12 protein-coding genes are annotated in these 14,530 nt (G+C 71.2%); 9 read left to right on the top strand and 3 right to left on the bottom strand.

Annotation, left to right across the window (positions count from 1 at the left end):
- The first annotated feature begins 29 nt into the window (after positions 1–29).
- Positions 30–413: a DUF3040 domain-containing protein gene (locus tag HALOF300_RS19220; protein WP_156742528.1), complete on the top strand. Its 384-nt coding sequence runs from the start codon at positions 30–32 to the stop codon at positions 411–413.
- Between the two features lie 159 nt (positions 414–572).
- Here the strand turns inward: HALOF300_RS19220 and HALOF300_RS19215 are convergent, their stop codons facing one another.
- Genes HALOF300_RS19215 through HALOF300_RS19205 form a run of 3 tightly spaced genes read right to left on the bottom strand, consistent with a single transcriptional unit; the run spans position 573 to position 4,868 of the window.
- Positions 573–2,729: a transglutaminase TgpA family protein gene (locus tag HALOF300_RS19215; RefSeq protein WP_156742527.1), complete on the bottom strand. Its 2,157-nt coding sequence runs from the start codon at positions 2,727–2,729 to the stop codon at positions 573–575.
- Entirely contained in the window at positions 2,729–3,895 is a 1,167-nt protein-coding gene (locus HALOF300_RS19210; RefSeq protein WP_156742526.1) for a DUF58 domain-containing protein, read from the bottom strand. Before HALOF300_RS19210 ends, HALOF300_RS19215 begins: the two co-directional genes overlap by 1 nt.
- Before the next feature lie 10 nt (positions 3,896–3,905).
- The gene (locus tag HALOF300_RS19205; protein ID WP_156742525.1) at positions 3,906–4,868 is read right to left on the bottom strand and encodes an AAA family ATPase; all 963 of its coding nucleotides are present in this window, start codon (positions 4,866–4,868) and stop codon (positions 3,906–3,908) included.
- Between the two features lie 205 nt (positions 4,869–5,073).
- Between HALOF300_RS19205 and mraZ the strand changes: the two genes are divergently transcribed.
- The 8 genes from mraZ to murD all read left to right on the top strand — a co-directional run bounded on the left by mraZ (position 5,074) and on the right by murD (position 14,437).
- Entirely contained in the window at positions 5,074–5,502 is a 429-nt protein-coding gene (gene mraZ / locus HALOF300_RS19200; protein ID WP_154793657.1) for a division/cell wall cluster transcriptional repressor MraZ, read from the top strand.
- A gap of 176 nt (positions 5,503–5,678) precedes the next feature.
- Positions 5,679–6,668, top strand: coding sequence for a 16S rRNA (cytosine(1402)-N(4))-methyltransferase RsmH (gene rsmH, locus HALOF300_RS19195; protein ID WP_156742524.1), 990 nt, complete (start codon positions 5,679–5,681; stop codon positions 6,666–6,668).
- Between the two features lie 125 nt (positions 6,669–6,793).
- Positions 6,794–7,072 carry a hypothetical protein gene (locus HALOF300_RS19190; protein WP_231955617.1) on the top strand — a complete coding sequence of 93 codons (279 nt, stop codon included), beginning with the start codon at positions 6,794–6,796 and terminating at the stop codon, positions 7,070–7,072.
- A 5-nt stretch (positions 7,073–7,077) separates the two neighbouring features.
- The gene (locus tag HALOF300_RS19185) at positions 7,078–8,862 is read left to right on the top strand and encodes a peptidoglycan D,D-transpeptidase FtsI family protein (RefSeq protein ID WP_156742523.1); all 1,785 of its coding nucleotides are present in this window, start codon (positions 7,078–7,080) and stop codon (positions 8,860–8,862) included.
- Between the two features lie 19 nt (positions 8,863–8,881).
- Positions 8,882–10,456, top strand: a complete 1,575-nt coding sequence (locus HALOF300_RS19180) for a UDP-N-acetylmuramoyl-L-alanyl-D-glutamate--2,6-diaminopimelate ligase (protein WP_156742522.1) — start codon at positions 8,882–8,884, stop codon at positions 10,454–10,456.
- Entirely contained in the window at positions 10,453–11,898 is a 1,446-nt protein-coding gene (locus tag HALOF300_RS19175; RefSeq protein WP_156742521.1) for a UDP-N-acetylmuramoyl-tripeptide--D-alanyl-D-alanine ligase, read from the top strand. The genes HALOF300_RS19180 and HALOF300_RS19175 overlap by 4 nt, the downstream gene beginning before the upstream one ends.
- On the top strand, positions 11,895–12,977 hold the full coding sequence (gene mraY, locus HALOF300_RS19170; protein WP_156742520.1) for a phospho-N-acetylmuramoyl-pentapeptide-transferase: 1,083 nt from the start codon (positions 11,895–11,897) through the stop codon (positions 12,975–12,977). Before HALOF300_RS19175 ends, mraY begins: the two co-directional genes overlap by 4 nt.
- Entirely contained in the window at positions 12,974–14,437 is a 1,464-nt protein-coding gene (gene murD, locus HALOF300_RS19165; protein WP_156742519.1) for a UDP-N-acetylmuramoyl-L-alanine--D-glutamate ligase, read from the top strand. The genes mraY and murD overlap by 4 nt, the downstream gene beginning before the upstream one ends.
- Positions 14,438–14,530 lie beyond the last annotated feature (93 nt).

Raw genomic sequence — 14,530 nt, 5'->3', positions numbered from 1 at the left:
GGCGGTCCGGAACCCTTTTGGGAGGTGACATGCCTCTCTCTGAGTACGAGCAACGCGTGCTGGAGCAGATGGAGCAGCAGCTGCGCTCCGACGACCCCAAGCTCGCGGATGCGATCTCCGGCACGCCGACGCGCCGACCCTTGCACGTGGTGCTCGGCACACTCGTGGCGCTGGCCGGACTGGGCATGCTCGTTGGTGGCGTGGCGAGCCAGTTCATTCCGCTCGGCATCGCTGGTTTCCTCGCCATGTTCGGTGGCGTCATGTGGGCGATCTCGCGGCCCCGTGTGGGGAGCGCGGCACCGACAGGTGAAGCTGGCAAGGCAACGAACGTGCGTCGGATGAAGCCACGGAAGTCTTCGTTCATGACGCGGCTGGAGGAGCGTTGGGACCGTCGCCGCAGCGACGGTCAATAGCGCACCGGACGTCTATCACCGAACCGGACCTGTAGTACCGAGGCGCAGCACCGCGGGTGCCGTCCGAACGCAGTCGTTCGGACTCACCTGGCGGCAGGCATGTGCAGTGGCGTGCCGTTGGCGCGCTCCATCGGAAGCGCACTCAGCGACGGAGCGCGCTCAGTGGCGCGTAGCAGCGCCCTGCCGGCCTGCGGCCTTGGCGGCGGCAACGACCTGCTCCGCCCAGAGGTCGACGTTCACCGGATCGGCCGCGGGAGCATCGGAGCGACCGTACCGCTCGGTAGCCACCGCGTCCGCAAGATGACCAAGTGCGGCCGCTGCGTCGGGCTCGAGACGTTCGGTCGCCGCCCGCGCCAGCGCCTTCGGCGTCAGCGCCGGTGACGTGTCGAACCCGGCCCGCCCCAGCGCATGGACCGCCCGTTCCCAGTGGTGTTCGAGCGTGCTTCCCGAAGCGCGCCGGCGGCGCCAGGCGCCCACGGCGGCGAGGAGCACGATCAAGGCGGAGATCACGGCGAGCACCACGGCGACGTTGGAGCGCTGGGCGCTCGAGGAGTCCGGTGCGGTGGTCGACGGCGTCGTGGCAGCCGGGCCCGTGGTGGGAGCCTGTGAGGTCGCGGCCGTGGTGGGCGCCTGCGTCGCGGTCGGCTCCTGACTCGGCTCGTCACCCGTGACCGGGGTGGGTGCCCACGCTGGCGCATCCCCGGACTGCAGGCTCGGGGTCGGCTCGAACCGTACCCAGCCGACGTCGGGGAACAGCACCTGGGGCCAGGCATGGGCGCGGTGCGCGGAGATCACGTTGACACCGTCCGGCCTGGTCTCACCGGGCAGGAACCCGATCGCGACCCGGGTCGGGATGTCCAGCGTGCGCAGCATGATCGCCATCGCCGTCGCGAACTGCACGCAGTACCCGTGCCGGTCGTTGAGGAAGTCCCAGACCGCGTCGGTGGTGCGAGCGCCCTCGATGGTCTGGGTGTAGACGAACAGGGAGTCGTCGCGAAGGAAGTTCTGGATCGCGAGTACCTGCTCGTACGGCGTCGTCGCGCCGGCCGCGTCCACGACCTCACGGGTCAGGTCGGCGATCTCCTGGCCGTACCCGGTGTCCGGGACCTCCAGCAACTCCTGGTCGACGTCCAGGGACCGCGGATCGAGCGTGTTCAGCGCCGTGGCGCTGAGATCCCGTGGCCTGAACGCCACGTCATAGGTGAACGGGGACGGCGGCGAGCCCTGAGCGATGATCTCGTCGGCTGTCGGGTCGTAGGCCCAGACGCCCTCGACCGAGACCGTGCGTGGCTCCCCGGGTACCAGCAACCGGTCCTGCCCGAGGTCGTGGATGGTGATCGTGGCCTGCTGACCGGCACCGCCGCCCGGATCCTCCTGCGGCCACAACGTCTGACCCTCGACCGGAACCGTGTCGCCAGGCTCGCCACGCTCCCAGGTGCTGCCGTTGAACTCGGTGAGCGTGTAGGCCTGAAGCGGCCCGAGCTGGGCGGGCGTGACGCCCTGGTAGGTCACCAGGAGCACGTCCTCGTCCCGCTGCAGGTTCTCCCGCAGGTCCAGACCGAGGTCCAGCCGGGTGGAGTTGGACGAGCTCAGGTCGTAGAGCGTGTGCAGGCGCACCGGGCTCGGCAACCGGAGCAGGCTGGGTGCCCCGACGAGGGCAACCACCAGGGTCACCCCCACCACCGTCGCGCTCGCCACCAGCGCCCGGCGTCGCAGTGCGTCGGCCGCACGCCGTCTCGACCGGGCCGCCGGCTCGTGGGCCCGCGCCTGGACGGCGAGCAGCATCAGGAAGCTCAGGCCCGCGACGACGAAGACCCAGCTGTGCACCCGGGCACCGATCACCACGGGGACCGTCCAGAGCCCCAGGAGTGGCAGCGCGGCCCACGCGGGCGCGCCGGCCCCGACCCCCAGAAGTTCCGCGAACAGGTACACGACCACCATCCCGGTGACCACGAGCAGCCCGACCCCCACGTTGCCGGAGATCGGCGGCGTGGACTCCCGGGCGGCCAACAGGCCGGAGTCGACGAGGGCGCGCAGTTCGTGGACGGACGCCCTCGTGGGGAGGATCCCGAGCAGCGCCGAGCCCGGGGCGAACATGGCCGCCACCGTGAACGCAGCCACCACCAGGCCGATCAGGGTCGGCAGCAGGTCCGAACGCAGGAACCGGCGCGCGAGCAGGACCGCGCCCGCGACGATGATGAGGGCGAGGATCCCCTTGCGCAGCCACACGTCCTGATCGACGAGCCGCGCCAGCGCGAAGGTAGATGACAACGTGGCGACCAGGACCGCCCCGGTGGCCGTCAGTCGGCGGCCCATCAGCGGGCCCCGAACGCGAGCAGGTCGGACCAGGCGTCGGCGACCGAGGTGTCCGGACCCACCTGGGACACGCTCCAGCCCTCGGACTCCAGCGGCCCCAGGTCCGTGCGGGCGACCGCGGACACCACCAGAGCGAAGCACCGGCGGCGCCCGGCCAACGGCGCGATCCGGTCGATCAACGCCTCCTCGGGCTCCCGGAGCACCACCATGAGGATCGGCGCCCCGCTGCCGCGTGCTCGGCGCATGAGCTCGGCGTGCACGTCGTCCCGGATGTCGGCGGGGATGGCCTCTGCCCTGGCGAGCAGGTCAAGCGCCTCGGTCTGCGAGGGGCCGACCAGCGGTTCGTCGCTCGCGCCACCGCGGGTGGTGTGGTGCGTGGCGATCCGGACCCGGTACCGGTGCCGGATCAGCGAGACCGCCAGGGACGCGGCGGCGCTGACCGCCCACTCGGTCCCGTTCTCGGGGGAGTGGTCCTCCGGTGCACCGAGATCCAGGAGGACGTCCACGCCGTGCGTCGTCGACGGCTCGTCCTGACGGACCATCAGCGCGCCCTGACGGGCGGAGCTGCGCCAGTGCACCCGGTGCAGATCGTCACCACGCTGATACTCGCGCAGCGTCAGGTCCTCGAGATTGCGCTGCGGGCTGCCCTGGGGCCGGGACACGGCGGCGTCCAGTGTCACCGCGCGGATCTCCCGGGTCAGGTCGGCGTATCGGGGCCAGACGATCACCTCGTCCGTCGGACCGCTGGTGACCCGCCAGCGCACGAGGTTCAGGGGGTCGGAGCGATGCACCGTCGCCGGGCCCAGGGAGAACACTCCGCGACTGGGCGGGGTGATCGTGTAGCCGCCTCCGCTTGTCCCGCTCCGGTGCAGGGCGCTCGGCACGCGCTCGCGCAGGGTCGTCCACGGCCCGAGCCGGACATCGGTGGTATGCAGCCGGACCGTCGCGCTGGAGCCAGCTGTCGGGCGCTGCGGGATGACAGTGCGCACCACCGCCGCCGGCTTCGAGGTAGCCCGGGTGACCAGCGACCAGAGCAGGCTCACCAGCGGCACCGCGACCACCAGGCCCGCGATCCGGGCCAGCGTGAGCGACTGCATGGATGCGGCCAGCACGGCCAGGATCGCCCCGCTGATCAGCAGGCCGATCGCCCGGGCGCTCAGTCGCACGGCAGGATCCTCACGCAGGCACGGGCACGGTTCGCAGGATCTCGTCCAGGATCTCCGGCGCCTCCGCGCGCCCGCGTCGCGCCGACCGGGTCAGGGCGAGCCGGTGGGCCAGCACCGGCAGGGTGTTGTGCTGGACGTCGTCCGGCAGGACGAAGTCCCGCCCGGCCATCACGGCGCGGGCCTTGGACAGCGCCACCAGTTGCAGTCCCGCACGGGGCGAGGCGCCCAGTTCGACGTGCGCGTGGTCCCGTGTGGCCCGGACCAGACTCAGCACGTATCGCAGCACGGCGTCGGAGACGAAGATCTCCTTCACCTCGGCGATGATCCGCAGCGTCTCGGCCTGCGACAGCACCGGGGTGACCGCCTCGAGCGGATCACGGAACCCGCCCGAGGCGAGCAGCTCGAGCTCGTCCTGAGCCGGCGGGTAGCCGATCGATGACTGGGCCATGAACCGGTCCCGCTGCGCCTCCGGCAGCGGATAGGTGCCTTCCATCTCGACGGGGTTCTGGGTCGCGATCACCATGAACGGCTCGGGTAGCGGGTGGGACAGGCCGTCGACCGTCACCTGCCGCTCCTGCATCGACTCCAGCAGTGCCGACTGGGTCTTCGGCGAGGCTCGGTTGATCTCGTCCCCGATTACCACGGTCGCGAACAACGGGCCGGGGTGGAACTCGAACTCCGCGGACTCCTGTTTGTAGATCGTGACTCCGGTGAGGTCGCTCGGCAGCAGGTCGGGAGTGAACTGGATCCGCCCGACCGTGCCCTCCACGGAGGCCGCCAGGGCCTTGGCGAGGGTGGTCTTGCCGACCCCGGGCACGTCCTCGAGCAGCAGGTGGCCCTGGGCGAGGAAGACGGCGATCGCCGTCGCGACTGCTTCGTCGCGGCCATGGACCACCGATCGGAGGCTGCGCTGCAGCGCATCGATCGATCGCCCCGTCTCGGTCAGGTCGACGGTGTGCTGCTGCTGCGCCATGAGCCGAGCCTATTGGGTCGCGACCGCCCGCGTTCAGTGAAGCGACGGCAGGATCGGCACGACCGAAACCCTCCACTTCACACCACCGGCCCTGACCTGCGCGTTTGCACGGGATCTTCACGACTCGGTGCGAGTTCTGCCTTGTGGGTGGAGCAAAGTGGAGTAGCGTGGGGGCAACCGGAGTGAAGTGGGAAGGGGGTGGGTGATGTTTCTCGGTACGTACGAGCCTCGGCTGGACGAGAAGGGCCGCCTGATCCTGCCCGCCAAGTTCCGCGACGAGATGGCACCGGGTGTCTTCATCACCCGCGGCCAGGACCGCTGCCTGTACGCCTTCCCGCGCGACGAGTTCGAGCGCGTGCACACCGAACTCCGTCAGGCCTCCAGTGCGGACAAGCGCACCCGCGACTACATGCGGGTGTTCCTGTCCGGCGCGTCCGAAGAGATCCCGGACCGGCAGGGACGCGTCACGATCCCTGCGAACCTGCGGAAATACGCCGGTCTCGACCGGGAGCTGGCCGTGATCGGTACCGGCACCCGGATCGAGATCTGGGACGCCGCGGCCTGGGCCACCTACCTCGAGGCCTCCGAGCAGGCCTTCGCCGACATCAGCGAGGAGGTGATCCCGGGTCTCTGACGCACCACCGCCCCGCGAGGTCTCTCACCGCGACTCTGACGCACTTCCCCGGCGCCAGAGCAGGCGGGGGGAGTCCTGGTCGGGCGGCGGAGGGCCTCCCGACCACCCACTCGCTCCACTTCCCACCACGCACCCACTCCCACCACCGAACGGACCGAGTCCCGCAGGAAGGCCCCATGAGCTCCGAAGACATCGACGGCAGGCACATCCCGGTGCTCGCCGACCGATGCGTCGAACTGCTCGGTCCCGCACTCGCAGAACCCGGCGCCGTCTACGTGGACGGCACACTCGGCCTCGGCGGGCACAGCGAACTGGTGCTGACCCGCTTTCCGCAGGTGCGGGTGATCGGCATCGACAGGGATCCGGCCGCCCTCGCCCTGGCCGGAGCTCGCCTGGCCCGGTTCGCCGGCCGGTTCACACCCGTCCACGCCGTCCACGACTCGATCCGAGAGGTCGTCGCCGCCCACACGGAGTCCGGCCGGGTGCAGGGGATCCTCCTCGATCTCGGCGTCTCCTCGATGCAGCTCGACGAGCCGGAGCGCGGGTTCGCCTATGCGCAGGACGCACCGCTGGACATGCGCATGGACCAGACCGCGGGGCGCACCGCGGCCGACCTGCTCGCCACGGAGCCGGAGCACGAGCTGCGCACGATCCTCTACCGCTACGGCGACGAGAAGTTCGCGCCCCGGATCGCCCGGGCCATCGTCGCCCGGCGCGGGAGCGACCCGGTGACCCGGTCCGGACAGCTGGTCGATCTCGTCCGCGACAACATTCCCCAGGCCGCCCGGCGCACGGGCGGGAACCCCGCGAAGCGAACCTTCCAGGCGTTGCGGATCGCCGTGAACGCCGAACTCGAGGTGCTCGAGCGTGCGATCCCCGCCGCCGTGGACACCCTGGCAGTCGGCGGGCGGATCGTCGTGATGTCCTTCCAGTCCCTCGAGGACCGGATCGTCAAGCGGGCCCTGGCCCGCGGGGCGACCTCCTCCACCCCACCGGGTCTCCCGGTCGAACTGAGTGAGCACGAGCCCTACCTGCGGTTGCTCACCCGCGGTGCCGAGGAGGCCGACGAGGCCGAACAGGCCCGCAATCCCCGCTCGGCCTCGGTCCGGCTCCGGGCCGCCGAGCGGTTGCGCCCCACCCCCACCCACCTGGAGGCCCACTCATGAGCGCCATGCCGGCTCGCGCCCCACGGACGGCGCGACCGCTCTCCGTCCCGACGTGGAGACCGCGGTTGCGGATCGTCCGCGCGCCTGCACCCGCTCGGACCGTGCTGCCGTTCATCCTGTTGTGCATGGCCATCCTCGGCGGCGCACTCCTCGGTGCTCTGGCGCTGAACACGGCGATGGCCTCGACGGCGTACGAGATGCATGACCAGGAGGTCGCGCTCGCCCGGCTCTCGGAGGAGCAGCAGGTGCTCGCCCGCGAGGTGGACACCCTCGGCTCGCCTGCGGCACTGTCCGCTCGGGCGGCCGCGTTGGGCATGGTGCCGGCCGAGGGCATGAACTACATCCTGCTCGAGCAGGGCACCGTCCTCGGCGAGGCGGCCGGGCTGATCGGCGAGGACGGGTGAGCAGGGTGGCGCGAGGACAGAACCCCTTCACAAAGCTCGGAGCACCGGAGAAGCGGCAGACGGTCCTGCTCGCCGCCCTCCTGGCGGTGATGATGGTCTTCGCCGGCCGCCTCATCTACGTCCAGGCGATCATCGGGCCGTCCCTGGCCCAGGCCGCCCTGGCCGAGCGCACCCACACCTACACCCTGACCGGCGCGCGCGGGGACATCGTGGACGCGAACGGGACCGTGCTGGCGACCACGGTCGAGACGTACCGGGTGGTCGTCGACCAGACCCAGATCCCGGACTTCCGCCTCTACGACGAGGACGACGAGGTGATCGGCTACGGCGCGGCCGCGGCCGCCCAGGTGCTGGCGCCCGTGCTCGGATTGGACGTCAACACGCTCGGTGCCCGGTTGGTCGGCGAGGCCGGCTACGTGATCCTTGCGACCGATGTTTCGCCCGAGGTGTGGCAGCAGGTCGCGGCACTCGGCGTGAACGGGGTCGCCTCCGAGGACACCTTCGAGCGGGTCTACCCGAACGGCGCCACGGCCGGCAGCATCCTCGGCTGGGTGAACTCCGAGGGAGTCGGCGCGGCCGGCATCGAGCAGACCCAGAACGAGGACCTGCTCGGCACCGACGGCCGGCTCCAGGTGGAGATCGGTGCGTCCGGTCAGGTGATCCCGACCGGGCAGCAGTCCACGACCCCGGCGATGCCGGGCTGTGACGTGCAGCTGACCATCGACGCGGACATCCAGTGGCACACCCAGCAGGTGATCGACGATGCCGTCGACACCTACGGGGCGAGCTGGGGCGCGGTCGTGATCATCGAGCGCAGCACCGGCCGGATCATCGCGCTCGCCGACTCCGACAGCGTGGACCCGAACAACCCGGGCGCCTCGGCGGTGGAGGACCGCGGTGCCCGTTCGGTGACGAGCCCGTACGAGCCCGGTTCGACCGGCAAGGTGCTCACCATCCTGAGCGCCCTCGAGGAGGGCGTGATCACGCCGACGAGCCCGGTCGAGGACCCGTACCGGCTCACCACCGACAACGGTCAGACCTTCCACGACCACACCGAGCACCCCGATCAGATCCTCACCCCCGCAGGCGTGCTTGCCGAGTCCGCGAACACCGGGACCGTCAACATCGGCAGCCTGATGTCGGACGCCACGCGGTACGAGTACATGCAGCGCCTCGGCTGGACGGAGGCCACCGGGATTGGGTTGCCTGGGGAGTCGCCAGGGCAGTTGGGTGAACCTGAAACCTGGGACGGCCGAACCCGCTTCGCGAACATGTTCGGCCAGGGCGTCTCCGTAAACCTGCTCCAGAACACCGGGGTCTTCGCCACCGTCGCCAACGGCGGTGTCCACATCACCCCCCGCCTGGTGGACGGCTACGACTGCGACGGCGAGTTCATCGAGAACGAGGCGGCCGAGCCCGAGCAGGTGGTCTCGCCGGAGAGCAGCGAGCAGATGATCCGGATGCTGGAGAGCGTGGTCGACGACGAAGGCACCGGTGAGCACGCCGCGATCGAGGGGTACCGGATCGCGGGCAAGACCGGGACGGCCCAGGTCGCCGACGAGACCGGTCAGCTCAACGACGTCGCCGCGTCCTTCGTGGGCATCGCTCCGGCCGACGATCCCGACCTGGCCGTCGGCGTGGTCATCTACAACCCGTCCAGCGGCATCTACGGCGGCACCATCGCCGCGCCGGTGTTCCACGATGTCACCGCGTTCGCCCTGCAGTCGCGCGGCGTCGCCCCCAGCACGGAGCCGGCGGACCCCTACCCGCTGACGCCGGATGCCTCCTGAAACGGTAGATTTTCCTCCCATGAGCACCACTGGCGAAACGGGGCAGCCGCGCACCGTGGCCACCCTCGCAAGCACGTTCGGACTGGCGTTTCGGGACACGTCCGACGCGGGGGCGACCACGCTCGCGGGCGTGAGTCTCGACAACCGCACCGTCTCCGACGGAGACCTGTTCGCCGCCCTGCCCGGTGCCAAGGCGCACGGCGCCGCGTTCGCAGCCAACGCCGTCGAGGCGGGTGCCGTGGCCGTCCTCACCGACGCCGCGGGTGCCGAACTGATCGCCACGCGTGGCAGCGCTGCGCCGCGGGTGCCCGTACTTGTGGCGGACGACCCCCGGCTGATCCTCGGGGACGTCGCCGCCTGGGTGCACCACAACCCGGCCGGATCGGTCCGGACGTTCGCGGTCACCGGCACGAACGGCAAGACCACCACCACGTATCTGCTCGAGGAGATCCTCGCCGCCCTCGGCGGGCAGACCGGGCTGATCGGCACCGTCGAGCTCAAGGTCGGTCCGGACCGGACCCCCGCCCGGCTGACCACGCCGGAAGCACCGCAGCTGCACGGGCTGCTCAGCGAGATGGTCGCCGCGGATGTCGACGCGGTGGTCATGGAGGTGTCCTCGCACGCCCTTGCCCTGCACCGCGTGGACGGGGTGGTCTTCGACGTCGTCGCCTTCACCAACCTCACCGAGGACCACCTCGACTTCCACGGCGGCGTCGAGCACTACTTCGAGGCCAAGGCGTCCCTGTTCACCCCGCAGCACGCGCGCCGCGGCGTGGTGCTCGTCGACGACGCATGGGGCCGACGGTTGGCCGAGCAGGCGAGCATCGACGTCGTCACCGTGGGTACCGGTAGGGCCGGCCAGGACGCCGACTGGATGATCGTAATCAACCACGTGGCCGCCGACCACACCGACTTCACGATCACGCACACCTCGGGACGCAGCCTCTCGACGTCGGTCGGACTGCCGGGCCGCTTCAACGTCGCCAACGCCGCGGTGGCGCTGGTGATGGCGATCGAGTCCGGCAGCACGCCCGCCGAGTTGAACCACGCCCTGCCGCACGGGCTGCGCGCACTCGTCCCCGGCCGGATGGAGCTGGTCGCGAACCGGCCGCGGTGCATCGTCGACTTCGCCCACAACGCCGACGCGCTGCACCTGGCGTTGGCCGCCCTGCGGCCCTCGACGAAGGGCCGGTTGTTCGTGGTGTTCGGCGCGACCGGGGAACGGGACCGGGGCAAGCGGGCCGTGATGGGGCGGGTCGCCGTCGAGAACGCGGACGTCGTCGTGATCACCGACGACGACCCACATGACGAGGATCCGGCCGCGATCCGCGCGGAGGTCATGGCCGGGGCGCTGCGCGCGTTGCCCATGGCGCAGCGCACCGGCCGCGGTGTGGACCTGTTCGAGGTCGCGCCGCGGCGTACCGCGATCCACCGTGCCATCAGATTCGCAGGCCCTGCCGATACCGTGCTGATAGCGGGTCGCGGGCACGAGACCCTGCAGGAGATCGCCGGGGTGGAGTTCCATCTCGACGACCGGGAGGAGGTGCGCACCGCGATGTCCGAGCGGTCCCCCCAGCGCACCGAGGAGCCATGATCGAACTCACAGTGGCGCAGATCGCCGCCAGCACCGGCGGGCGGGTGATCTGGCCCGAGCCGGCCGGTGCGCCCACCGGTATGCAGCCCGAGGCGTCCGCCGTCACCACCGTCGTCATCGACTCCCGGGACGCCGCACCAGGGGCGTTGTTCGTCGCGCTGCCCGGCGAGCATGTCGACGGCCACGCCTACGTCGCCGGAGCTCTCGAGCGCGGCGCCGCCACGGCACTGGTCGCCCGCCCGGTCGCCGGAGTCGCCGCGCCACTGGTGCTCGTACCCGACGTCCAGCGGGCCCTCGGGGACCTGGCCCGCGTGGTCCTCGCCACCCTCCGCGCCGAGCGGGACGTGCTGGTCGTCGCGATCACCGGCTCCGCCGGCAAGACCAGCACCAAGGACCTGCTCTCCCGGCTCCTCGCTCCCCTCGGGCCACTGGTCGCCCCGGTCGGCTCGTTCAACAACGAGATCGGGCTGCCGCTGACCGTCCTGCGCGCCGATCGCGGCACCGTGGCGCTGGTGCTGGAGATGGGCGCCGACGCCCCCGGCAACCTCACCTACCTCACCGGCATCGCACCCCCGGACATCGCCGTGGTCCTCATGGTCGGCTCGGCCCACCTGGCCGGGTTCGGTGACCGGGACGGGATCGCCGCCGCGAAGTCCGAGCTCGTCCAGGGTCTGCGCAGCCACGGCGTCGCGGTTCTGAACGCCGACGACCCGCGCGTGGCCGCGATGGCTCCGCTCACGGCGGGGGAGCGGGTGCTCACGTTCGGGGCCGAGACCCCGGGGGCCGACGTCCGCGCCGCCGACGTCAGCCTCGAGACCGGCGGGCACGCGAGGTTCACGCTCACGACAGCGCAGGGTTCGGCCGACGTGACCCTGGCCCTGGTCGGTACCCACCACGTCACCAACGCGTTGGCTGCCGCGACCGTCGCGCTCGAACTCGGCCGCCCGCTCGCGGAGGTCGCGGAGGTGCTCGCCGACGCCGGCCCGCTCAGCCCGCACCGGATGCAGGTCTCCACCGTCGCCGGTGACGTGAGCCTCATCGACGACGCGTACAACGCCAACCCGGACTCCATGCGCGCCGGCATCGACGCCCTGGTCGCGATGGCGGGTGCCGACCGGCGCAGCGTCGCCGTGCTCGGCGAGATGCTCGAACTCGGAGCCACCGGCCCCGGTGAGCACGAGGCGATCGGTGCCTACGCGCATCAGCGTGGCGTCGACCGGCTCGTCGTCATCGGCGACGGCGCCCTTCCGATCGCGGACGGAGCCCGCGCCGCCGGCGCAACGGCCGCCGTCGTCAGCACGTTCGAAACCGTCGACGAGGCGATCGAGACGCTGGGTGCGCACCTGCGCCACGGCGACGTCGTCCTCGTCAAGTCCTCCAAGGGGTCCGGGCTGGCGCGGCTCGCCGACCGCCTCACCGAACTCGCGGAGGTCCAAACGTGATCGCCATCCTCGCCTCCGGGGCGGTGGCTCTGATCGTCTCCCTGTTCGGAACGCCGCTTTTCATCCGGTTCCTGGTCCACCGCAACTACGGACAGTTCATCCGCCAGGACGGCCCGACGGCGCACTTCACCAAGCGCGGTACGCCCACCATGGGCGGTGTGGTCATCATCATGGCGACGCTGATCGCGTACGCGTTCGCGAACGTCTTCGCGGGGAGCAGACCGAGCGCATCGGGGCTGCTGCTGTTGTTCCTGATGGTCGGCCTCGGTGTGGTCGGCTTCCTCGACGACTTCATCAAGATCAGCCGACAACGATCCCTCGGCCTGAGCCCGAAGTGGAAGATCATCGGTCAGGGCGTGGTCGGCATCGTGTTCTCGGTGCTCGTGCTGCAGTTCCCGAACGACCGCTGGCGCACCCCGGCGAGTACGCACATCTCGTTCTCGCGCGACCTCGGCATCGACCTCGCGTTCGCCGGGGCCACGGTCGGACTGATCCTGTTCGTGATCTGGGCGAACTTCCTGATCACGGCGTGGTCGAACGCGGTCAACATCACCGACGGCCTGGACGGCCTGGCCACGGGCGCCTCGATGTTCGTGTTCGGCGCGTACGTGCTCGTGACGATGTGGCAGATGAACCAGAGTTGCCAGATCCTCTCCAGCGTCGGGCAGAGCTGTTACGAGGTGCGCGACCCCCGCGACCTGGCGATCATCGCCGCCGCGATCGTCGGCGCCTGCTTCGGGTTCCTCTGGTGGAACGCATCCCCGGCGAAGATCTTCATGGGCGACACCGGCTCGCTGGCCCTCGGCGGTGCGCTGGCCGGGATCTCGATCCTGACCCGCACCGAGATCCTCGCCGCGATCATCGGCGGCCTGTTCGTGATCATCATCCTCTCCGACATGATCCAGATCGGGTTCTTCAAGATGACCGGCAGGCGGGTCTTCAAGATGGCGCCCCTGCACCACCACTTCGAGCTGATGGGCTGGGGCGAGGTCACGATCGTGATCCGGTTCTGGATCATCGCCGCCCTGTTCGTGTGCACCGGGCTCGGCATCTTCTACGCCGAGTGGGTCGTCGGTTGAGCGCGGGCGCCGCCATCGACGACCTCCGCGGGACGCGGGTTCTGGTCGCCGGCCTCGGCGCGTCCGGTCGCTCCGCCGTCGCCGTGCTCGCCGAACTGGGTGCCAAGGTCACCGCGATCGATGCCGACCCGCGCGTGGGCGACCGGGTGGACCTCCCGGCCGGCGTCGCCCTGATCGCGGACGCCGACCCGGAGGCCCTCGCCGAGCGCGGGCTCGGGACCGACCCCGCCATCGTCGTCACCTCGCCCGGGCTGAACCCGCGCACCCCGGTGCTGGCCCACGCCGTCACGGCTGAGATACCGGTCTGGAGCGAGGTGGAGCTCGCCTGGCAGATCTGCCGGCCCGACGTCGACTGGCTCACCCTGACCGGCACGAACGGCAAGACCACGACCGTCGGCATGCTCGCCTCGATCCTGGCCGCGGCCGACCGCTTCGCGCCAGCCGTCGGCAACGTCGGCACCCCGATCGCTGAGACCGTGCTGAACTCCCGTGCCGGCGGGGCCAGGCTCGACGCCCTGGCGGTGGAACTCTCGAGCTTCCAGCTGCACTTCACCCACTCGGTGTCACCCGTGGCCGGGGCGTGCCTGAACATCGCCGACGACCACCTCGACTGGCACGGCGGTTACGCCGGCTACGCGGCGGACAAGGCCCGGGTCTACTCGGGCGCGCGGGTGGCGTGCGTGTACAACGTGGCCGACCCGGCGACCCGCGCCATGGTCGAGGCGGCCGACGTGGTCGACGGTGCCCGCGCCGTCGGGTTCACCCTCGGTTCCCCCGGGCTCAGCGAGGTCGGCCTCGTCGAGGACGTCCTCGCGGACCGGGCGTTCGTGCCGAACCGGTCCAGCCACGCAGCGGAACTCGGCACGCTCGCCGACCTCGCGCACCTCGCCACCGGACCGCTACCGCCGCACATCGTCGCGAATGCGCTCGCGGCCGCCGCGCTCGCCAGGGCTGCGGACGTGCCGGCTCCCGCCGTCGCGCAGGGGTTGCGCTCCTTCGCGCCCGGCGGGCACCGGATGGAGCACGTGGCCACGATCGACGGCGTCCGTTACGTCGACGACTCCAAGGCCACCAATGCGCACGCGGCCGCTGCCGCACTGGCGGGCGTCGAGCACGGCCGGGCGGTCTGGATCGCGGGCGGTCTCGCCAAGGGCGCCCGGTTCGACGACCTCGTCGCCTCGCGCCGGGATCGGCTGCGCGCCGTCGTGGTGATCGGTGTGGATCCCGAGCCCATCGTGGACGCACTTTCCCGACACGCCCCCGACCTCCCGCGAACCGTGGTGCCCGCTGGTGACACTGAGGTCATGAGGACAGCAGTGGCCCAGGCGCGCGAGTACGCCCGGACGGGCGACGTGGTCCTGCTCGCGCCCGCCTGTGCCTCGATGGACCAGTTCCGCTCCTACGCCGAGCGCGGCGAGAAGTTCGCCGCCGCCGTGGCCGCACTGGCGGCGGCCCGGTGACCACGACCGAGGCGCCCCGGCGCACCGCGACCCGGCCCGCCCGCAGGCCGACCACCCGGGCCGCGAGCGGGCGGGCGGCGACCGGCTCCGGGC

This window comes from Occultella aeris (assembly GCF_902703175.1).
GTDB classification, from domain to species: Bacteria; Actinomycetota; Actinomycetes; order Actinomycetales; family Beutenbergiaceae; genus Occultella; species Occultella aeris.
Note: the sequence above shows the minus strand (reverse complement) of the source record. Positions and strands in the feature narration are given on the sequence as shown.

Excerpts from the sequence above, each read along its gene's own strand:
- HALOF300_RS19205 (WP_156742525.1), bottom strand. The coding sequence starts at position 4,868 with ATGGCGCAGCAGCAGCACACCGTCGACCTGACCGAGACGGGGCGATCG.
- HALOF300_RS19180 (WP_156742522.1), top strand. The coding sequence starts at position 8,882 with ATGAGCACCACTGGCGAAACGGGGCAGCCGCGCACCGTGGCCACCCTC.
- HALOF300_RS19220 (WP_156742528.1), top strand. The coding sequence starts at position 30 with ATGCCTCTCTCTGAGTACGAGCAACGCGTGCTGGAGCAGATGGAGCAG.
- HALOF300_RS19175 (WP_156742521.1), top strand. The coding sequence starts at position 10,453 with ATGATCGAACTCACAGTGGCGCAGATCGCCGCCAGCACCGGCGGGCGG.
- HALOF300_RS19190 (WP_231955617.1), top strand. The coding sequence starts at position 6,794 with ATGGCCATCCTCGGCGGCGCACTCCTCGGTGCTCTGGCGCTGAACACG.
- mraZ (WP_154793657.1), top strand. The coding sequence starts at position 5,074 with ATGTTTCTCGGTACGTACGAGCCTCGGCTGGACGAGAAGGGCCGCCTG.
- HALOF300_RS19215 (WP_156742527.1), bottom strand. The coding sequence starts at position 2,729 with ATGGGCCGCCGACTGACGGCCACCGGGGCGGTCCTGGTCGCCACGTTG.
- rsmH (WP_156742524.1), top strand. The coding sequence starts at position 5,679 with ATGAGCTCCGAAGACATCGACGGCAGGCACATCCCGGTGCTCGCCGAC.